Raw genomic sequence first — 21,718 nt, forward strand, 5'->3', positions numbered from 1 at the left:
TGATTCAATGGATCATACGTGATGAGCACCGGAAAAAATTTGGGCTCAAGCATCAGACTAATGAGCTGTTCGTCTTGATCAGTAAAAGAAATGAAATAGTTCCCGAAATGAGACTCGTAGATGAAGTCTTGGAATTGAAAGGATTGTTCGGGATACTTTATCTTCACATATAACGTAGTAACTCCTCGGGCTAAGGTCTCTTTTAACATAGGAATTTGGGCCACAATGATAGTAGCAATAAGAACAATTAGTATACGTTTAGCGAGACGGGTCAGATGGATTCACCCCATTATCGTAAATCAATTTTCACCAATTCATGAAGGCCCATCTCAAAATAGATGTCACTCCATAAGGATAGCCAGATTACCAAACTGCTCGCCTTTTTCCATACGTTCGAATGCTTTCACTACGTCTTGCAACGGATATACGCTATCGATTACAGGATGTATGTCATGTTGCTCTACGTATTGCAGCATCTGGATAAACTCCTCACGGCTGCCCATAGAGGTGCCGATCAGACTGATCTGCGGGAAGAAGATAGAGCGAATGGGTACGGTCAGATCATCCCCGGAACTTGCACCATACATCACGATACGTCCACCTGGTCTGATTATATCAAAATATTTTGGGAACATGGCTTGTCCGATGCTATCCAAGATGATGTCCACAGGTTCCAGATCGTTCTGCAAACGCCAATCGGCATGACTATCCAATGCATGGGTAGCACCCAAGCGCAGTGCCTCATTTCTTTTGGCTTCACTTCTGGAGGTGACGGTCACTTTGGCACCAGCCGCTACTGCCATGAGCAGGGCGTAAGTTGCTACACCACCGCCAATGCCGGGAATGAGCGCATGTTCACCTTGCTTTAATGCGCCGCGAGTGAATAAGGCGCGATAGGCCGTCAGCGCTGAAAGGGGCAGCACGCCTGCTTCCTCCCAGGATAGATGGGCTGGCTTAGGCAGGGCATTTTCAGCAGGCAACGTTATATATTGAGCGAGTGTTCCATCCGTAGGGCCACCAACAATATCGGGTACAGTTGGCACTTCAGATGCATGTTCCCAACCGAGTGTAGGATGGATAATGACTTTATCTCCTATCGCGAACCCTCTTACGCTTTCGCCAATCGCTACGATAATACCTGCTCCATCGGAACCGGGAATAAGCGGGATGTCCTGGGTTTCGCGTTCTGCCATGATGAATAGATCCCGATGGTTGATTCCAGCGGATTTTAATTGAATCTGCACTTCCCCGGCTTTTGGTGCCCGAGAGATTGAATCTGTATATTGAAGACCTGCAAGGCCGCTCTGGCCCGAATGGATAATAGCTTTCATGTTCAATATTCCTCCTGTCTGTGTAGCCAGAATTCACTACTGAGCCTCATTGTACAGACGGGGCAGATTCACGTAAAATGAACAAAAATGATTGTCAGTATCATTGAAAATAATAGATAAGCACTTTGCATGAATCGGATGATGCAGAATGCCGATATAACGACGAGCAGGTGATCAGGGTATGGATGCAGGTGATTTGAAAATATTTCAGGCGGTTGCCCGCGAAGGTAGTATCAGTAAAGCTGCGCTCTCACTTAATTATGTGCAGTCCAATGTAACAACACGGATTAAACAGTTGGAGACTCAACTGCAAGTACCGCTATTTCATCGTTCCAATCGGGGGATGTCGCTTACACCAGCAGGCGAGAACCTGCTTGGGTATGCGGATAGAATATTGGAATTATTATATGAAGCAGAGCAAGCCACGCAAGTGGGTAACCCACCAGCTGGCATGCTTCGTCTAGGTGCCATAGAGACAGCAGCTTCCACTTTTCTGACGCCGCTCTTGGCTGAATATACTTCATGCTACCCGGAAGTACAACATTCGCTTGTCACGGGTGGAACCCATGAACTGAACCAGAAGGTCATCCAACATGAATTGCATGGAGCCTTAATATATGGCCCGATTGATCATTCTGAGCTGAACTATATGAAGATGTATGACGAGGAATTGGTATTGATCGCTGAACCTGGAGTACATGAGATGTACACGTTATTGTCCAGGCCGATGTTGTTTTTTGAGATCGGATGCACACATCGCGATCAGGCGGAATTCTTTTTGAAAGATCAGGGTATCCACACGCTTAACATCATGGAATATGGAACACTGGACACGATTCTGAATGGGGTATCTGCCGGGCTCGGCGTATCATTGCTGCCACGTTCTTCGGTTACCAAAGCAGAAATAAGAGGCGAGATCGCGGTGATGTCTTTGCCTGATCCCTATTGTCGGTTGGAAGTAGGATTTGTGTATTCACGTGGTGAACATATATCTAGTGCGCTTAACGCTTTGGTTGAGATTATTACAGAACCAGAACTATAAGAGGTTGTTCAAAAAGTCCGTTTATGAACATGCACTATAAAGGAGTGAGTGATCTTGAAAGAAACTCAGTTAACGTTGGCTGATGCATTTAATCAGGCAGACTTTATTGTAGGCGGTCACGGCAGTCGCCAAGTGAAGGTGCTTCAGAACGTACTGGAGCAGATTGATGGGGAGTTGTTTAGTGACCACTATGGCAACGGGTCCATCATCGAAGAATTTCAGCAACAGATGGCTGACGTTCTCGGCAAGGAATCGGCGGTGTTTTTCCCAAGTGGAACGATGGCGCAGCAGATTGCATTACGGATCTGGTGTGACCGCAAAGGGATAAAGCGAGTAGCTTACCACCCTCTGTGTCATCTGGAAATCCATGAGGAAGACGGATTGAAAGAGTTACACCAGATTGAATCGATTTTGCTGGCGGACAAGGATCGTTTGATTCGTTTGGAAGATGTACAAGCGCTTGACCAGGACATTGCCTGCCTGCTGTTGGAACTGCCGCAACGCGAGATTGGTGGGCAATTGCCAGCATATGAAGAACTGGAAGCGATCTCGGCCTATTGCCGTGAACGCGGGATTAAGCTGCATCTGGACGGGGCACGCCTGTTTGAGATCACTCCCTATTATGAGAAAACGCCTGCGGAGATTTGCAGTCTGTTTGATACGGTGTATGTTTCCTTTTACAAAGGAATTGGAGGCATTGCGGGAGCCATATTGGCGGGAGATCTCGATGTGATGCAGGAATCGAAAGTATGGAAACGGCGGCACGGCGGTGATCTGATCGGCCTGTATCCGTATATTCTGAGTTCTCAGTATTATTACGATGAACGGATTGGCAAAATGGAGTTGTATTACGAGCAGGCTCAAGAACTCGCCTCCCTACTGAATGCGTGTCACGGGATACAAACCTTACCCGAGGTACCAGTATCAAATATGTTCCATGTACACTTTGCGCTCGCTGCCGCCGAAGTTGAACCGATACTTGTGCAAATGGCTCAGCAGTATGGCATAGGAATGACTTCATATCTGAACAAAACGAGTGGGAACAGCTGTGCCTTTGAATTGTCTACGGGTGATCGTTATGAGAAAATTCCCCAGGATAAACTGCGTGCAGCACTGGAATGGCTGGATCAAGAGTTGCGTAAACAAGTGAGATAAAAAGTTGATTTTAATGTTCGACTCTTTTTTGGGTAAGGTGTTGTGCTTCAAGCAGAACTATTGTATTCACAACGGCTGATCAGTGAGGAAAAGTACCTTAAGGGGGAGTTCATGTGACGTCAATAGAATTGGAACCGATTCGTGATCTTTTGGTAAAGGCCTACGATACAACAATGGGAGAAGGGTGTACTCCTGAGACGCAACAGAGCATTGAGGATTTTGAGCAAAAGCATAACGTGAAACTGCCCGCAGCGTATCGTGCACTTTTGCTTGAATTCGGTGCATGTAATTTCGGCGATCCTGCCTTGTATTCGGTGAAAGAACTGAGCTGGGCTTATCCTGAATTTTTGGAAGTCTACCGTGAATATGAGGAAGAGTATGAGTTGCCAGCTGACCTACAACCGTTCCCGATTGGTGGTTTTGGCGAAGGTAGTATGGCTATACTGGATCAAAGTTCAGGCAAGGTGCTGATGTTGAGACACGATGCAGGGGAAACTCCTCTGCGGGAAATTGCTGTGGACTTTAATGAATTGATGACGATGCTGGCTGAGTCGGCAATCTGGGTTCAGGAACAGATGAATTAACAAGGTAGACGGAAGGATGCGCAATCGGCTTATGGATATTCGGAAGTTAAGATACTTTATCACCGTGGCAGAAGAACTTCATTTCCACCGTGCAGCGGAGAAATTAAATATGACGCAACCACCGCTGAGCCAGCAGATTCAGAATTTAGAGGAAGAGCTTGGCGTAAAGTTATTGGAACGTACGAGGAAAATGGTTCGTCTCACCCCGGCAGGTGCCGTATTTTTGGAACAGGCAAGACTGATCATGGCCCAACTCGAACGATCCATTCAGCTTACACAAAAGGCAGATCAGGGCATCATCGGGCATATATCCGTAGCCTTTGTGGATTCGGCTTCGGGGAGCATTATGGTAGATGTTCTTAGGAAATTTCGTGCTGCGTATCCGCAGATTGAATTGACGCTGCGTGAGATGACTTCGTCCCAGCAATTGCAGGCACTGGAAGACGGACAGATCCATATCGGATTTCTGCGGTATCAGGAAGATACCCGGCATGTCTCGTTCCGTCCCTGTCAGATGGAAACGTTGATTGCCGTGTTGCCAGATCATCACCCGTTGGCTTCTCAGACTCAAGTTTCGATTCGAGAACTGGCCGATGAAGATTTTATTTTATTCCCACGGCATCTGGGTTCTCCGTTCCATCGTCTCGTTCTGGATTATTGTAGGGAGCATGGCGTAGACCCTCGAATTACGCAGGAAGCGATTCAGATGTATACGATTGTAAATCTCGTTGCGGCGGGCATGGGCATTTCTATTGTTCCGTCATCGGTGGATGTGTTCCAGCGAAAGGGTGTGGTCTTTCTTCCATTAGAAGAAAATCCGCCCTCCGTACCGTTGTACACGGCATGGCGGACGGATATGAATCAGGAAGTGGTATCCCGTTTTATGAACTTTGTTGAGGGGGAATATGAGTTGCACTAAAGGTTATTTACACTTACACTGCGATGACAGAACAACCTTCCAACCGCAGTTATCCCCAGATTTTTTCAATCCCTTTTCTCAAGGGGAAAATCTGGTGATAAAGGCGAGGTGTATGCTTCCGATGTAGCTTTCTTTCAGAAAGCTTTTAGCTCCGCTTTTTGCAGGTTTTTTCTGTCCTCTCCGTTATCGTGTAAATGATTAGTTCAACTTAGTATGGTCTGAGTAGTAAAAAAGAAACTATCCCGTCTTGGTTGGATCACGCTCAATCCACGGATTCAATATTTCATCAATACGAGACATGATCGCAGAGTCCAGTTTCACACCAGAAGCTTTTACATTTTCCAATACCTGCTCTGGCCGGGATGCACCGATAATGACGGAACTGACATACGAATGTTGTAGAACCCAAGCCACAGCGAGTTGAGGAAGAGTTAGACCAATCTCTTTAGCGAGTGGAACAAGTTGTTGCACAGCGGTAAGAACATCTTCACGTAACCACTGACCAGCCAGTTTATTGAAAAAGGGTGCTCCTGCCTCAGCAGCTGCACGTGAACCGGTGGGCAACGCTTCGTTAGGCGCATATTTGCCCGATAGTATACCCTGAGCCAGAGGAGACCATGTAATCTGCCCAAGTCCTGCTTGGTCGCTTGCAGGCACCACTTCTTGCTCAATCACACGCCATAACATTGAATATTGGGGCTGACTTGCAATAAAGGGTACATGAAGTTCCCTCGCCAAAGCGGCTCCTCGTGCAATCTGATCCGCGTTCCATTCACTTATGCCAATGTAGTGAACTTTGCCCTGACGCACCAGATCGGAGAATGCCAGAAACGTCTCTTCCAGCGGAGTATTGTAATCATAACGGTGAGCGTAATAGACATCGATATAATCAGTCTGTAACCGCCGTAATGAACCATTGCAGGCTTCCATGATGTGTTTACGTGAAAGTCCGCGGTCATTATGACCTGAGCCAGTAGGGTGACAGACTTTGGTGCACAGTTCAATACTCTCTCTTCGTATATCTTTGAGAGCCTGTCCCAAGACAGTTTCTGCCTTGGTATTCGAGTACACGTCTGCCGTATCAAATGTGGTAATACCTGCATCCAATGCGGTTCGCACACAAGCTTCTGCTATTCCATCCTCGACTTGCGCTCCATGCGTAATCCAGTTACCGAGTGAAATCTCACTGACGGTTAATCCACTGTTTCCTAATTTGCGATATTCCATTCATGTTGCCTCCCTAAGTCATCTGGACTCCATTGTAACAATGGCAGATTAATAGGTGAAATATCTTTTAACCTCATCTTTGATACGAAAAAAGTATCAGTGAATCTACATTTTCTCCTGGAGATATTTGCGATAGAGAGCGGGCGTAATTTCCTCGAACTTTTTGAATATTTTGATAAAATATCCCGATTCATTAAATCCCAGCTCATCACTGATCTGTGACACAGGCATGTCGGTGACCTCTAGCAATTGTTTAGCCCACTTAATCTTGAGTTTTGCCAAGTAGGTTGTGAAGTTCTCACCGGTTTCCTTGGCAAACAGTCTGCTGAAATAACTCGGACTCAGGTGGCATAGATCGGCCATTTGTTTGAGTGAAACTTGTTCGCTTTTGTGACTGTGAATGTACTCAAAAGCAGGCTGGAGCACCGGGCTGGAGCTTTCCGCATCACTTGGGCTGTTCTTCAGATAAGCATCCGCAATGGCATTGGTCATCTCTTTTTTGATTGACTCGATATTGCGAATGGAGTACCCGGGCAGAATGGTGGAGAGGTTTAGAGACTCCTGATTGCCTGAAGCTTTCTCAAACATTTCAACTAACAGATTTTTATTAAGCGCTTCTTCCACAATGTAGTTGCAGAGCAGGGATAACATGTTGGAGATTTTCACAATCTCTTCATAGGTCATTACAGGCAGCTGGGCGTAATCATCTTTTAATTCCTCCAGCTTGGCTGCATGCATGGGTACGTTTTTGGACGTGACAATTTGCTCCAATTCGCTACCCTTTTCCGGATCGGCGAGTTTCACTTGTCCTGCCATGACGGCGCCGATATATTTGCCATCAATCGTGATCGGAATCGCGATATCAATAATATTGAAATGGCATAGATATACATAAGGCTCATTCAACCGAACGGCTTCCAGACCACCGCGTGAATCACATTTTTGACAATAGGGGAGAAGCTCAGGGTCTTTACGCACATTCTGGCAGAAGGCCTGACAGCTGCTGTGACTGGTTACGGGAATGCCTTTATAATCAACGGTGAGGATCGCCAGTTTGGTTACTGTTGCGAGAGAATCTTGTAGACGCTTCCATTTATTAAGGTCGAGAATTTTGTTGATATGCAGATATTCTTTAATCATTGGTGCAACCTCCATAGGCTAACCTGAATCATAATTTAGGCCGTTAAAAGTTAGCAAGTTGTACATATTAAGATGTAATGATGACGGGTAATGTATAATGGGAGGTCAAAATTCAACCATCTCATGACAATAAGATACCATGATTGTGCCAAAAAGCAAAAAATTACGATTGTAAATTATAATAATTTGTTATCAAAGTCCACTGTAAACCTGCTGCTCATGCGTTATATTAAGGTCAATTGTAAGAAATTAAAATTTGATGTAATCAATACACTATTTCATATCCTTAGGAGGCATATATTATTATGAGAAAAGCATTTATCAGCCCAACCAAATATGTACAAGGCGAAGACGAGTTGTTGAACCTGGGGTATTTTGTTAAATCCTTCGGAGAATCTGCCTTGTTAATCGCACATCCGGATGATGTTCAGCGTGTCAAAGCAAAGCTGGATGCAACAGCAGAGAAATTCAACATTACGTTTGTTGAAAGCGGTTTTAAAGGGGAATGTTCCCGTGAGGAAGTTGCTCGTCTGCAAGCGATCGCGAAGGAAAAAGGATGTGACTCTACCATCGGTCTTGGTGGTGGTAAAGCCATTGATGCGGCCAAATGTGTAGCAGAAGGCGAGGCACTGATTATCTGCCCAACGATTGCGGCAACAGACGCACCGACAAGTCACTCCGCTGTATTGTACACACCAGAAGGTGCTTTTGATGACTATGCTTACTTCAAACAAAGCCCAAGTGTGGTACTCGTTGATACAACGGTAATTGCCAATGCACCAACACGTTTCCTCGTATCCGGTATGGGAGATGCGCTCTCTACATACTTCGAAGCAAGAGCAACAGCGAAATCCTATTCCCGTGTAAACGCAAGTCTGCCAATGGGTTCCCGCGAAGGATATACCCCATCTGCAGTAGGTACCAATGCGGCACTCGCATTGGCAAAATTGTGTTATGAAATGCTGCTGACTGACGGTGCAAAAGCAAAAGTAGCCAGTGACAGCAACGTTGTGACTCAAGCACTGGAAAACATCGTTGAGACGAACATTCTGTTGTCTGGTCTTGGATTTGAAAGTGGCGGTCTGGCCGCAGCACATGCGATTCACAACGGCTTGACTGTTCTGGAAGGCACACATCACTTCTTCCACGGAGAAAAAGTATCTTTCGGTACGATTGCACAACTCGTTCTTGAAAATGCACCTACTGAAGAGCTGCACGAAGTCATGGACTTCTGTCTCGAAGTGGGACTGCCAATCAGCTTGGCGGACATCGGTGTAGATACGATTAGTCAGGAAGAGTTGTTGAAAGTTGCAGAGATCGCTTGTATTCCGGAAGAATCCATTCACGCCATGCCGTTCCCAATCACCGTTCCTGAAGTAGCTGCTGCCATTGCAGCGGCTGACCGCATGGGCCGTGAGTACAAAGCAGCACGCCGGGAGGCCAAATAATGAAGAAAATTATTAACCAAGCCGAACATGTTGTTATGGAAATGTGTAACGGGATTGCGCTTGCACACCCGGAGCTTGAATTTCTGAAAAAATATAAAGTCATCAAACGCAGAGAGATTCAGGCTGATAAAGTCAGCCTGATCAGTGGCGGTGGCAGCGGACATGAACCAGCTCATGCTGGTTATGTCGGTAAAGGCATGCTGGATGCAGCGGTATGTGGAGATGTATTCGCATCTCCTTCCCAAATCCAGGTGTATCAAGCGATTAAAGCAACAGCCAGCAACAAGGGTACACTTCTGATCATCAAAAACTACAGCGGCGACATGATGAACTTCAAGAATGCAGCACATCTCGCTGAAGAAGATGGCATCGACGTACAATATGTGCGTGTTGAGGATGACATCGCTGTACAAGACAGCTTGTATACCGTTGGACGTCGCGGCGTTGCGGGAACTGTACTGGTTCATAAGATTGCTGGAGCAGCAGCAGAAGAAGGTCGCAGTCTGGCAGATGTGAAATCCGTTGCCGAGAAAGCAGCTCAGAACGTTCGTAGTATTGGTTTTGGATTCACATCCTGTACCGTGCCCGCCAAAGGCACGCCTACATTCGAAATTGCTGAAGATGAGATGGAATTCGGCGTAGGGATTCATGGTGAGCCAGGGATTCGCCGGGAGAAAATCGTATCGGCTGATGAATTGGCAGGACGTATGGTCGAAGCATTGCTCGCAGATATGAAGTTGGATAAGGATGCATCCGCTGAGATTGCGGTGCTCGTGAATGGTTTTGGTGCAACGCCACTGCAAGAACTGTACCTGCTCAACAATTCCGTTCAGCGTGAGCTTGCAGGACATGCAGGTCTGAAGGTCGCTACTACGTTTGTAGGCAACTACATGACAAGTATCGATATGGCGGGTGCATCGGTTACGATCCTGAAACTGGATGAGGAACTAAAAACGCTGTTGTTCAAGGAAAGTGATACACCTGCATTTAAAGTGTCTGGCCCTCCAGTAGCACAAGTGGCGTATTCCGAAGCACTGGAAGCTGTTGTGGGTGAAGACGCTCCCGTATCTTATGAAGTGGAGACGGATGCATCAGCTGCGGTAATCGAAGGCAATCAATTTTCACTGGACAATGTCGTCTATCTGATCGATAAAATGGGTGAGATCATCATCAAGAACGAGGTACCGTTCTGTGAACTGGATTCCCATGCCGGTGATGGCGATTTCGGTATGAGTGTGGCAAAAGGCTTCCGCCAGTTGAAACGCGAATGGAATCACATCATTAACGAAGATAAAAAAGACATCGGATCGTTCCTGGATGCATGTTCCTTGGTCATTATGGAATATTGTGGCGGCGCATCTGGCCCGATCTGGGGTTCAGCATTCCGTGCGGCTGGCAAAGCTGTAGGGGATAAACAGCAATTAAACGTTGCCGAATTTGCTGAGATGATGCATGCAGCTGTGCAAGGGATTCAGTCTACTGGAGAGCGTTCCTTCGGACGTGGTGCCGTTGTAGGTGATAAAACCTTGATTGATGCGCTCGTGCCGTGTGCGGATTCCTGGACACAAAGTGCGGAGTCTGGCGATGACTTCAAAACAGCATTTGCCAAAGGTGCAGCAGCAGCCGTTGAAGGCGCGAAGAAAACCGAAGATATCGTGGCACGTATGGGCCGCGCAGGTACCGTCGGCGATCGTAGTCTGGGCTACCCTGATGCAGGCGCGTATGCGCTGGGTGTTATTTTCACAGAGTTGTCCGAGTCCATGAAGTAAAGTTGCCGGCAAACTCGTAACTGTAAAATTATAGAGTGTCTTCTCTACAAAATGCAGTATCACATAGTGATACTGCATTTTGTTGTATTTGATTTGTTTATTTGAGATACATAATAACTTACTGAAGACAGCTGATCTTATTATTCAAGTTATGGAACCTGATTCTGAACAAACAATTGTCAACTTAAATACACTTATCGAAAACTTCTATAATAAACTCTATATGGAAATTACAGGTGAAAATTCATATACTTATAGGAGTAAAGAGTCTGCACAAGCGATCAGATTTCTCACAAGCGTATCTGGCGGAAGAATCTTAGAATGCTTATACGGAGTGCGTGGACGTAGACTATAGTGAAAAATTTAATGTTCTGCCTGCAAGCACTCGTAGTGGAGGAATTCTATAACGATTCAAGGATCTCTATGAATGTTATGCTTTTGAAAAATAATACGGAGGTAGAAGTTATGAGTGATATAAAACTGCCAATGATAAGACCTTCTGTGCATGGCTACCTATGTAATGCCTATCCACTCTCAATTGTAATGCAGCATAAACAATCTGAAGATTGGTTTTACAGTAATTATATTCAACTAATTTGTGCTGGGAACTTTCCAGAAGGGAAATTCTTTTCGTTTTATACATCTAACTTGCCTTGGTATGATTTCTTTATGAGTTGTCCTCTCATTACTTATCAAAAGATCAATCAACGCTTCTTGGAAAAATATATGGGGGGGATCATCAGCTTTATTTGTGATTCTATTGATCAAAATCAATATATTCATTTGTATGTGGATGAAAGTTATATTGCCCATAAAAAGGCGTATAAAAAATATGCTTTGCCCCATGAAATGTTAATTTTCGGCTATAACAAAGAGACATTAAAATTTTATGTATCAGGCTATGATTCAAATGTTATATTCGGAGAATATGAGGTAGGCTTTGAAGAGTTACTAGTAGCTTTTAACAATTGTGATAAAACTAAAAATAGAGAATATGTATCTTTATTATCTTATAACGAAGAGCATAGCTATCACTTTGATCTAAAATTAATTATTAGATCTTTGAAGGAGCTTAGATTCAGTCTCAATTCATCTTATCATTATCGTTCTATGAGCACTCCTTCTGGTTGGATCTTTGGATTATCTATCTATGATCATATTATTGAATATTTAAGTAATCAAGTTAGTACATTAAGGGAAAAGATTGACATTCGAATCTTTCATACATTGTGGGAGCATAAGCTTGTGATGTTGAATAGATTAAATTACCTGAAAGAACATCATTATTTGGACGATGCTGACGAGCTTATAAAAATATATTCAGAAATTGAATCGGATTTAAAAATTTTAAGAAATTTGGCTATAATATATAACAAAAATGAAAACTCCACTACTGTAACTTCTATAATGGAAAAAATGAAAAAAATCAAAAATCTAGAAGAGAATGCATTAAGCGACTTAATTTCAAAGTTGGAAAGTGTGGAGATCAATGAAAAGCTCCTGAGTCATTATTATCTATAATGTATAAAGGTATGAGTTATAGGGATCTGTGACGCGTATTTAGTAAACCAAAAGCCTTTAAAAAAGTTGTCTGATTTAATGTTGACACTCCACAGATAGCGATTTATTAGCTGCATCTAAAGGGGGGAAGCCAGAGAAAGCGGACTTAGCTCCCCTTCGCATCAACTAATGAGCCTCCAATTTCCTTCCGAATGTCTTGTTCTCTGCACGCTTGAATCACCGATACATAACCATGTTTAATAAACGGATTATAGCCCGCTTCCAACCCTAAGACTGCACTTCCTTTGATCTAAAGAGGATTTTAGACAATGGATAGAACAACGCGCTCAGCATACTGAGTAGGCGTTTGAGCTCTATCACACTGTTACTCTAGTGCTATTGGCTTGATAATGTAAAATAGTGTAAGCTTGAGAGCGGATATAAGGATACTCTTGAAGTGTAATGCTACATGTCAAACGGCAACAGAATTGGTATCTATATGAACGAGAAGGGATCTGGATGATTCAATGACGCAAAAAATCTATTATGACTCTGCTTATACAAGAGAGTGGCATACAACGATTACAGGCAAATTGGACAAGGAAGACGGCGTATATGTCACGCTGGCGGAGACTGCTTTTTACCCGCATGGGGGCGGACAACCTTGTGATCTGGGACAAATTGGCGGCATCACTGTTCTGGATGTGAACATCGAAGATGGTGAAGTATGGCATAAGGTGGAACGCACCCCTGAACAGAACGAGGTACATTGTGAGCTGGATTGGGAGCGAAGATTCGATCATATGCAGCAGCATACGGGTCAGCATTTGTTATCGGCAATCACTCTGAAGCTGGCTGAAGCGATGACGCTCAGTTTCCATCTTGGAACGGAGTATGACACGATTGATGTGGCTGCGCCTGAGCTGGGCGCGAATCAATTGACCGCGATTGAACAAGAAGTGAATCGTCAGATCTATCGTAACGCTCGTATCAACACTTCTTGGGTTACAGCAGCAGAGGCCGCACAATTGCCACTGGTGAAGCAACCTACGGTAACGGAGGACATTCGCATCGTCGAGATCGAGGGTGTGGAGTATAACGCCTGCGGTGGAACGCATGTGTCGGCGACAGGTGAGATCGGCATCATCAAACTGTTGAAAACCGAAAAAGTGAAGGGTGGCACCCGCATTTATTTCAAATGTGGAACAAGAGCTCTGAATGAATTCACATCCACACAAAACGTGCTCAACAGCATCATGGTTAAATTAAAGACCAGCAAGGACGAATTGTTGGAGCGCATTGAGAAAATGGAACTGGAGCAAAAACAGCTACAAACTGAGCTTAATGCAGTAAAAACAACCAATGATGCCTATTATGCGGAGGAACTTCTTGCCGCTCGGCAGGGGCTGGTGATTGCTCAGGTCTTTGAAAACAAATCGCTCAAGGATATGCAGAGCCTGGCTACCAAGCTAACGGCAGACCATGAGGGGCTTGTACTCTTTGCCAGTATCTCAGAGGCCAAAGTTGTTTTGGCACAGAACGGACAACCGCCCGAATGGGCTTGTGGACCTTTCTTCAAAGGCAATCTTGGAGCCTACAATGGCAAAGGTGGCGGCAGTGAAAAGATGGCTCAGGCAGGCTTTTCCAGCAGTGAAGATGCGCTTGCTTTTTACGAATTCACCAAGGACCAGTTGGGACATCACTGATGTACAACTTCTCGGCTAGAGATAGCGAATGTTTGCAAATTTAAATTCAAGTACGTCACGATGTGGCGTGCTTTTTTTGCAGTGGATAGATGTGTTTTTATGAACTGATCTATTTTGAACTTGTAAATTCTCGTAATTTGAGATAAAATCACATTTAGTTAGATAATCTAATTATATAACGAGTATTGGCGGAGGTCACGATGAAAGGAAAAAATAACAGGGAACATACAACAGAACCACTCCCTAAGTTGGGGCCTGAACCCTATGTAGAACTGATGCAAAAGACGGCAACGAAAGGTACGGATCAAAAGTTAGCCTATATAGGTTTGCTCTCACTTTGGTTTGGCGATAACATACTGGATGTCATGGATCTGAATCTGGATCAGTATGATATTACCGAGAGCAAGTTTGATCTGTTACTACTCTTAACCCTGCATGAGGGGAACACGCAAGTGACGCCATCGACATTGGCAGAACGTCTCGGTATTCGCAGGGCATCTGTCACAGCATTGCTGGATTGGTTGGAAAAAAGGAACTGGATTATTCGGGAATCAAGTGCCCGGGATCGTCGTAGTGTTCATGTACGCATCTCACCAGAAGGTAGGGACTTGGTAGAAAAAGTGTTACCTTCGTTCTGGTCCACCTGTGAATCCCTCGTGGAGGACCTGGAGCCGGATGAAAGGGACGTATTGGAGAAGGTTTTATTAAAATTAAATACAAACATAGAGAAGAGGCTGGGTATGGGGAGATAATTTTTTTTGGATATATAATTAGATTATCTAACTAAAATGATTGATACTAAAGTTTATAGAGGTGTACGATGTCGAAATTAATGCAAACTGGAGCTATCTCCAGAAATTATCTCATCATGACTATTATTTTATGTTGGTCTGGTCTGGTCGTCATGTCCAGTCTATATGTTACAGTTCCGCTCATCCCCGTGTTTGCTGATCAATTTGGAATAACACCAACCCAGGCTTCGGGCGCGGGCAGTATATTTTCGCTAGGGTTTGCAGTAGGGTGTTTAATGTATGGCGCGATATCTGACAAGTATGGATGTAAAAGAGTGATTTTGATCGGCATGCTCATATTATCGTTCGTTTCATTCATGCTGGGTCTGGTACATTCTTTTGCCTGGATTATTGTGTTGAGGGGAATACAGGGGGCAGCTGCGGCCACTTTTTCTCCGGTTGCATTGGCGTATGCTGTGGAGATGTATCCGGCGAATCGTAGAGTGACGGCGATCGGATTCATCAGTACCGGATTTCTGGTAGCTGGCATTGTAGGCCAAATCATTAGCAGCATAATAAGTCAGCAATACGGGTGGAGCACACTATTTGTTTTGCTGGCTGTTGTGTACTTGATTACTTCATTGGTAGTCTGGTTACTGTTGCCGCGAGATGAGATCAAACGAGGAAAAGACACTTCGATCTGGGAATCTCTTCTACAGATCGGCACTGTACTGAAACAGCCCAAATTACGGTTGAGCTACGTGGTGGCTCTGGTTCTGCTGATGTCCTTTGTCAGCATGTATAGTGTCCTTGGTAGTTATTTGAGCGGGCCTGAATTTGGATTAAGTGCGCAGCAGATTTTGTACGTTCGTGCAGCAGGTATACTGGGCATGCTTGTTTCGCCTTTTGCAGGGAAATTAACTCAGCGACTCGGTGTACGTTCGGTTCTACGATTAGGACTTACAATGGCGGTGGTTGGACTCGCATGTATGGGCTTCTTCACCAACTTATCTTTGCTTATCCTAATGAGTTTACTTTTTGTGACCGGGATCGCTGTGTCGGTTCCTTCTTTGGTAGCTTTGGTGGGTGAGCTTGGAGGTAAGTCACGGGGAATTGCGGTTTCAGTGTATACGTTTATTCTGTTTGCCGGTACAAGTATTGCACCAATCCTCTCCATTCAATTCATGCGAAGCGGCAGTTATCTGCTCACGTTTCTGATGCTTGCTTTTGTCTTGGTAATCGGGCTGACGGCAGCCTGTTTTATAGGGAAAGGGACGACGGAAGCAACTCAGGAACGGATAACATCCTAATTGACTATCCGTTCTCTAAATGGAGGCCAATTCCTACTATGATATACTCCAATGATAGCCACTACATGCAGAGGGGGTACCTATAGATGACAGAACGAATTCCGTGTATACGGGAGGGGTGTGCAAATACCATTTTGCCAGCAACGGCTGCCAGAACAGGTGGGTATTGCATGCCTTGCAAGCAGGAGATGGAACGCGAGGAGCGCCAGAGATACATTGAAGCGAATCGACGTGACGTGAACTTGTATGCAGGTATCACAGACCCGGTCGAAGTTTTGAAAATCATGCACAAACCTCAGGTTCGCGATCCACTAATTCGTTATACACCCTATGAACAATCCGAGGAACAAGTATATCTATCCTTGTCTGTAGAGCAACAAGATCAGATGAAGGATTACGCGATGCAACGGATTCGTACAGGTGATGAAGATACGGGCAAAGACATTCTGGTATATCTGGTCTGCTACCATGATATATCGTTGACTGCCGAAATTCCAGAGCTGCTGGAACAGGAGATCTATTATCCTGCTATTTTGTATAAAAGTGCCTCGGGGGAGGTTCGTGATCGTCTCTTGCAGCAGGTGAACACCGATGATGAAAATCGGAATCACATATTGCTCATGCTGGCCCATATCGGGGATGATGTTGTCGTGCAGCAGTTCCGACAATGGAGACAGTCTCCGCCATCTTGGGCGAGTGAATTGTACGTGGCACCTGAGCATTACACCACTGATGCTGGCTGGGAGCTTACGAAAGACGGGCAGCGCAGAGAATTATTCACCACCCCAAGTTATTCACTCTATAAAGTAAAAGAGAATGAAGGGCCTAACGTGGAGTTAACTGGAGGATCACTCTCGATGCTGACCTCAAGCACCAATTGCTGTCCATGGTGTGGCAATGCGTTAACCACTTTAATTAGTCTGGATGTTACGCATCCCGCTCTGAAAGACGTGTCTTGGCATGCCCAGAGACTTCAGATACAGACATGCGTGATATGCAGCAGTTACGGTGTGGTTTACATGGAGCTGGACGCAGCAGGGGAACCGTTATGGAGTTCACATAACGTCATGCCTGCGGGAATGGACGAGATTGACCTGGACGACTATGGTAAATTTGCACCGGATGTTGGCCGGCAGTTTCGGATTGCGAATGCATCGCGTCATGCATTCCATGCCAGTGAGTGGGCGATGGAGCCATCGCTATCTCAGTTCGGCGGCCATCCAGGATGGGTTCAAGATGCGGAGTACCCACCATGTCCACGCTGTTCCGCGAAAATGAAGGCTGTCGCACAACTGGATTGGGGCGAGGTTGAGGAATATGGTGAGGGTATGTATTATATGTTCATATGTGAGCCGTGTCAGATGACCGCCGTATCATACCAGCAATCTTGATGGGTGGAAGCGAGTATAAAACATTATAAGCAATTATAAGTAGTCATCTTATTATAAGATTACACCGCTGTTAAGGTTGGAATGACAGTAGTAGACAGACTATAACAAAGGGGCATCCCGAAGTTCTTGGAACTTCATGGGATGCCCCTTTGCCCTGCGCAGGATGGATGTGAGATATTTTTGCTACAGCCAGTCGTTTATGCTATTTATTTAGCCGCCAGAGTGAGAATGGGTTGTTTTTTCTACGTGCAGAGGCCGCTTGTCGTACTCACACAGTCTAACGAACCTGGCACGTCTTATTGGGCGATTTTGAAGCAGTATAGAATTCTAACGAATCATAGCCACTCTATTTCTCCAATTGTCATGGTTTTTCGAAGAAAATCGAAGGGGATTTCTGTAATAAGACTGCTGAGATTCGTTAGAATTTCATATGCCAGTTTAACTGCGACATAAGGTGTGTCCGATTCGTTAGCGCTTGCCACAAACCTAACCCTAACCCTAAACTCACCCCATACATACCAACCGCACATTACGGCCCACACCATACGTTTCGCACATTACCACCTAAGTTACTACTGGGGCGTATGTGCCTCTTCACTACATCCGTCTACAATTCCGCAGATGCCTGCTTTAACAAACCAGCCAACCATTCATAATCGGGTGTATCTTTTTCCTTGAGCTTGATCGTTTTACGTTCCTCCGGGCCTTCAAATATCCCATCGGGGAGATCGAGTCCAGTTGCATGGAAGATGGTGAAAGACACGGCCTGTTTGGATGGCGAGATGACCGCAGCATACTTTCCGTTTTTCAAAAAATGAGGTTTCTTGTATTGCACGCGTTCTTCTACATCAGGGATGGTATCATGCACTAACTCGCGCAATTGTTCAGAGACTTGTATTTGCCAGGGGATCTGAATCTGTTCAATAAACGCAGTAACTTCTGCATTCTTGGTCATACTTGTTCACCCTCCGTATGGATCTGATTGTGTGTTTCCCATTCTGGTCTTAGGATTCCCATCATTAAGCGGTCGTAACGCTTACCATCACGAAATACAGCTGAGCGTGCCCGACCTTCCAACTGAAAACCAACCTTCTCATAGGAACGGATTGCTTTGGCATTGTAGGCGATGACATCGAGACCAACTCGGTCCAGATTCATTTCATGGAATGCATATCGTAAAATAAGATTCAACGCTTCCGTGCCATATCCCTTGTTGCGATGTTTGGCAAGTCCGATGCCAATGGCAAGCTGTCCGCAACGGTTGTTCCATTCAATGCCATGAATGACGACAAAACCAATCAGCATATCCTCTTCATGCGTGCGAAGTCTGAAGTAAACTTCCTTGTTCTTCGTTTCGCCCTCATCTTCCAACTGTCTCTCTGAATAGGGAATGGCCAGATCAGTATCCACATTCCGAAGGTACTCCGGGTCTTCGTTCCATTGCAGCATGGTCTGCACGTCTTCAGAGCGTGGTGGCGTCATCTTTAATCGTTTGCTATAAAACAGGTTGTCCGTTGTTAGTGTCATAGGGGTCTCCTTTAAATTAAGTTAAGCTTGCTTCACCTTAGTTCCACGTTTAACTCTATGTATATTTCGCAATAGACCTCGCCCCTTTGGCATATGATAGCCTCATCATACTGGAAATTACAGGTGAATCACAATAGCGTATTTTAGTGGATAAAAGTAACCTCTTGTCATAAAACCTGACACGGTAGTAAGATGAAATGATTGATATACATTCAGTGATAGAACCAATAAAAATGTCGGCGGGAGTGGTACGTTTTGGAGATTAAAGTGGATGATTTGAGTGGAGTACAGGTTAAGGCATTAATCGCTGAGCACTTGCAAGGGATGGCAGCCGATTCGCCTCCAGAGAGTATTCATGCGTTGAATCTGGATGGACTCAAGAAGCCCGAAATTACATTCTGGTGTGCTTGGGAAGGAGACGACTTGCTCGGCTGCGGGGCCATCAAAGAACTTGATCCAGAGCATGCAGAGTTGAAATCGATGCGTACCGCTTCGGCTCATCTGAGAAAAGGCGTAGCGAGAAAAATTTTGGCTCATATTATGGACGTTGCAGTAGATCGTGGTTATAAGCGAATCAGTCTGGAGACGGGCTCGATGGATTCGTTTATCCCGGCACGGAAGCTGTACGAAGACTTCGGATTCGAATATTGCGAACCATTCGCAGATTATATATTGGACCCGAACAGCACGTTTATGACAAAAACAATCTAAGTGGAATAGAATGAGAAACCAGAATTCTGTTTTTTTACAGGATGCTGGTTTTTTTATTTTGCATCATATCGTACATTTTAAAAGTTGGAAAAAGAGTAGAATAAACTCAATAATACAGCATTAAAGCAACGTGGTTTGTGACGAAGAATGTGGAGGGAGTCGTGCATGATATATTGGTGGTTCGATCATATGAATCCGCTGTTTGCTGTCTTGGTGTTATGTCCAATAATTGCTGTGGTGCTTGGAGTATGCAGTTATTTTGCCAATTGGTTTAGACTCTTGGGAGCGCTGGTTATATCTTTTATGCTGCCTTTGTTGTATATCGCGAGTGATCTTTCAACAATGGGTAGTAACATAGGGGCTTGGTTTATTTATGGGGCAATGTACAGTTTGCTAACCTGTATTGTACACAGATTGCTCCGTGCCATTGTGGGGTATAAAACATAGGTTATGTTCATAAATGTTTGGGATGAATTGGCCATAAGGAACTTCTGGGCTGATTGATGGACAATAGGGTATACTGGACATTATGTCTATGAAACAAGACAGCATTACAGACGTTTTTTACATCAGGAGGACTTGAATTGGCTCAGACAGAAGGAACACTACAGAAGAAGCTTAAACCAAGACACATCAGTTTTATGGCTATGGGTGGTGTCATTGGAACAGGAATTTTCAAAGGCAGTGCAGAGACGATCGGACTCGCAGGTCCGGGCGTTATTGTCACGTACATTTTTGCCGGATTATTGCTGCTGGTTGTTATGGCCGCGATGGCGGAGATGGCTACGGTGTACAAGAACAAAAATATGAAAGACTTCGTGCAGGAAGCATTCGGTAGCCGAGTATCCTTTGTTATGGGATGGATGTATTGCTTTCTATGGTTATCGGTATGTGTCATTGAGGTGATTGCTGCCGGGAGCTTTTTGCAGTATTGGTTCACAGAAGTACCGCTGTGGATGCTGAGTCTGGCTTGTGCGGCGTTCATTATACTGGTTAACCTGCTCAGTGTAGGTGTGTTCGGGGAATTTGAGTTTTGGCTGGCCGGGATCAAAATTGCCATGATCATTATTTTTATCTTCCTGGGTGCAGGGTTGATCTTTGGCATTATCCCAAGTGACAACACGCCATATCTGCAAAATTACACGCAAGCGGGAGGGTTCTTCCCGAACGGTTGGTCATCGATCTTCTCGGCACTGCTTGTGGTCATGTTCTCTTATGGGGGATCGGAGCTGATTGGTCTGACCCTGACCGAGACGGAAAATGCAGAAAAAGTGATGCCCAAAATCGTGGGCAATTTCATGCTCAGAATTATTCTGTTCTTCACCTTGCCGATTCTCATCATCTGTGGTCTTATCCCGTGGAATGAGATTGGGCCGGAAAGCAGTCCGTTTGTACAAGTGCTTGCCTCCACGGGACTGCCGGGAGCAGCACACATAATGAACTTTATTTTGGTGACGGCAGTTCTGTCTGCTGCGAATTCAGGGATCTATGGTGCATCCCGGATGATGCACTCCATGGCAGTGGGCGGGGAAGCTCCGAAGGCATTGTCAAAGACAAATCGCAGCGGTAGCCCGGTAAATACCTTGCTGGTATGCGCGGTTGTATTGCTCGGAGGTTCCATGCTTGGCCTGTTCGCGCAGGATCAACTGTTCCGCGTATTGCTCGCCGTTCCGGGGTTTGTCGTAATCCTTGTGTGGATCTGTATTGCCTCCTCACAGTTGAAATTGCGGAAGAGATATCCGGTTCAACCGACCTTCAAAGTTTGGGGATTCCCTTACATAACCGGAGTCGTGGTACTATGTCTCAGTGTGATTGCGGTGATGTTTGTGTTTGATGAAGGTAATCGGTTCAGCATTAGCATCTGTCTTGCCGTACTCGCGTTGCTAATTATCTGGTCCCTGATTCGATTCAGGAGGACGAATGGACGAACAGTTTAGTATGGATGGGTAGTATGCAAATATAGAACAACATGACATCTTGGCGCTTGCGCCGGGGTGTTTTTTTCTATCATTTTTCGCTACAGGAAACTGAAACGATTTTTCCGAAATCAAGGCTGAATGTAGTTCCATCCAACAAAGCTACCACGGCCATGATAGCGTTTTTATGTAAACCCAATATTTTCTTGCCTAATTCGACATATTCGTTTACTATTTTCCCATACATAGTGCTTCAAGCATGCGTTTTTTGGGTAGCGCCTAGTCAAAAAGGCTTGGGTTCACGGGAGAGG

At 45.1% G+C, this 21,718-nt stretch carries 19 protein-coding genes; 14 read left to right on the forward strand and 5 right to left on the reverse strand.

Features of this window, described 5'->3' with window-relative positions:
- Window positions 1-341: 341 nt before the first annotated feature.
- A complete protein-coding gene (locus MKY87_RS20480; RefSeq protein ID WP_339786091.1) occupies window positions 342-1,331 on the reverse strand; it encodes a quinone oxidoreductase family protein in 990 nt (329 codons plus the stop codon).
- Window positions 1,332-1,512: 181 nt separating this feature from the next.
- Here MKY87_RS20480 and MKY87_RS20485 point away from each other — a divergent pair, with 181 nt between their 5' ends.
- From MKY87_RS20485 to MKY87_RS20500, 4 genes are all read left to right on the forward strand, one after another.
- Complete coding sequence (locus tag MKY87_RS20485) at window positions 1,513-2,373, forward strand: LysR family transcriptional regulator (RefSeq protein WP_340965905.1); 861 nt, start codon at window positions 1,513-1,515, stop codon at window positions 2,371-2,373.
- 54 nt (window positions 2,374-2,427) lie between these two features.
- Complete coding sequence (locus MKY87_RS20490) at window positions 2,428-3,528, forward strand: threonine aldolase family protein (RefSeq protein WP_340965907.1); 1,101 nt, start codon at window positions 2,428-2,430, stop codon at window positions 3,526-3,528.
- Between the two features lie 113 nt (window positions 3,529-3,641).
- Window positions 3,642-4,112, forward strand: coding sequence for an SMI1/KNR4 family protein (locus MKY87_RS20495; RefSeq protein WP_340965908.1), 471 nt, complete (start codon window positions 3,642-3,644; stop codon window positions 4,110-4,112).
- Between the two features lie 31 nt (window positions 4,113-4,143).
- Window positions 4,144-5,031, forward strand: coding sequence for a LysR family transcriptional regulator (locus MKY87_RS20500; RefSeq protein WP_340965909.1), 888 nt, complete (start codon window positions 4,144-4,146; stop codon window positions 5,029-5,031).
- Between the two features lie 237 nt (window positions 5,032-5,268).
- On the opposite strand, the gene MKY87_RS20505 is transcribed toward MKY87_RS20500, so the two are convergent.
- Window positions 5,269-6,258 carry an aldo/keto reductase family protein gene (locus MKY87_RS20505; protein WP_340965910.1) on the reverse strand — a complete coding sequence of 330 codons (990 nt, stop codon included), beginning with the start codon at window positions 6,256-6,258 and terminating at the stop codon, window positions 5,269-5,271.
- Between the two features lie 105 nt (window positions 6,259-6,363).
- Window positions 6,364-7,398: a PocR ligand-binding domain-containing protein gene (locus MKY87_RS20510; RefSeq protein ID WP_091034613.1), complete on the reverse strand. Its 1,035-nt coding sequence runs from the start codon at window positions 7,396-7,398 to the stop codon at window positions 6,364-6,366.
- Between the two features lie 305 nt (window positions 7,399-7,703).
- Between MKY87_RS20510 and MKY87_RS20515 the strand changes: the two genes are divergently transcribed.
- The 7 genes from MKY87_RS20515 (at window position 7,704) to MKY87_RS20545 (ending at window position 17,253) form a co-directional block, all read left to right on the forward strand.
- Window positions 7,704-8,846 carry a glycerol dehydrogenase gene (locus MKY87_RS20515; protein WP_340965912.1) on the forward strand — a complete coding sequence of 381 codons (1,143 nt, stop codon included), beginning with the start codon at window positions 7,704-7,706 and terminating at the stop codon, window positions 8,844-8,846.
- Complete coding sequence (gene dhaK, locus MKY87_RS20520) at window positions 8,846-10,615, forward strand: dihydroxyacetone kinase subunit DhaK (RefSeq protein WP_339786074.1); 1,770 nt, start codon at window positions 8,846-8,848, stop codon at window positions 10,613-10,615. Before MKY87_RS20515 ends, dhaK begins: the two co-directional genes overlap by 1 nt.
- Before the next feature lie 465 nt (window positions 10,616-11,080).
- The gene (locus tag MKY87_RS20525) at window positions 11,081-12,136 is read left to right on the forward strand and encodes a hypothetical protein (protein ID WP_340965915.1); all 1,056 of its coding nucleotides are present in this window, start codon (window positions 11,081-11,083) and stop codon (window positions 12,134-12,136) included.
- A gap of 506 nt (window positions 12,137-12,642) precedes the next feature.
- Complete coding sequence (locus MKY87_RS20530) at window positions 12,643-13,821, forward strand: alanyl-tRNA editing protein (RefSeq protein WP_340965917.1); 1,179 nt, start codon at window positions 12,643-12,645, stop codon at window positions 13,819-13,821.
- A gap of 200 nt (window positions 13,822-14,021) precedes the next feature.
- Window positions 14,022-14,573, forward strand: coding sequence for a MarR family winged helix-turn-helix transcriptional regulator (locus MKY87_RS20535; protein WP_133386488.1), 552 nt, complete (start codon window positions 14,022-14,024; stop codon window positions 14,571-14,573).
- 116 nt (window positions 14,574-14,689) lie between these two features.
- On the forward strand, window positions 14,690-15,862 hold the full coding sequence (locus MKY87_RS20540; protein WP_340965919.1) for an MFS transporter: 1,173 nt from the start codon (window positions 14,690-14,692) through the stop codon (window positions 15,860-15,862).
- A gap of 86 nt (window positions 15,863-15,948) precedes the next feature.
- Entirely contained in the window at window positions 15,949-17,253 is a 1,305-nt protein-coding gene (locus tag MKY87_RS20545; protein ID WP_340965921.1) for a DUF1963 domain-containing protein, read from the forward strand.
- 607 nt (window positions 17,254-17,860) lie between these two features.
- Here MKY87_RS20545 and MKY87_RS20550 read toward each other — a convergent pair.
- Window positions 17,861-18,208, reverse strand: a complete 348-nt coding sequence (locus MKY87_RS20550; RefSeq protein ID WP_340965922.1) for a DUF1801 domain-containing protein — start codon at window positions 18,206-18,208, stop codon at window positions 17,861-17,863.
- Entirely contained in the window at window positions 18,205-18,780 is a 576-nt protein-coding gene (locus tag MKY87_RS20555) for a GNAT family N-acetyltransferase (protein ID WP_340965923.1), read from the reverse strand. The genes MKY87_RS20550 and MKY87_RS20555 overlap by 4 nt, the downstream gene beginning before the upstream one ends.
- A gap of 255 nt (window positions 18,781-19,035) precedes the next feature.
- Here MKY87_RS20555 and MKY87_RS20560 point away from each other — a divergent pair, with 255 nt between their 5' ends.
- The 3 genes from MKY87_RS20560 to MKY87_RS20570 all read left to right on the forward strand — a co-directional run bounded on the left by MKY87_RS20560 (window position 19,036) and on the right by MKY87_RS20570 (window position 21,428).
- On the forward strand, window positions 19,036-19,491 hold the full coding sequence (locus MKY87_RS20560; RefSeq protein WP_338591164.1) for a GNAT family N-acetyltransferase: 456 nt from the start codon (window positions 19,036-19,038) through the stop codon (window positions 19,489-19,491).
- Between the two features lie 165 nt (window positions 19,492-19,656).
- Complete coding sequence (locus tag MKY87_RS20565) at window positions 19,657-19,938, forward strand: hypothetical protein (RefSeq protein ID WP_340965925.1); 282 nt, start codon at window positions 19,657-19,659, stop codon at window positions 19,936-19,938.
- A 137-nt stretch (window positions 19,939-20,075) separates the two neighbouring features.
- Complete coding sequence (locus MKY87_RS20570; RefSeq protein ID WP_283945629.1) at window positions 20,076-21,428, forward strand: amino acid permease; 1,353 nt, start codon at window positions 20,076-20,078, stop codon at window positions 21,426-21,428.
- Window positions 21,429-21,718: the final 290 nt, after the last annotated feature.

This window comes from Paenibacillus sp. FSL R7-0198 (genome assembly GCF_038000415.1).
GTDB lineage: Bacteria > Bacillota > Bacilli > Paenibacillales > Paenibacillaceae > Paenibacillus.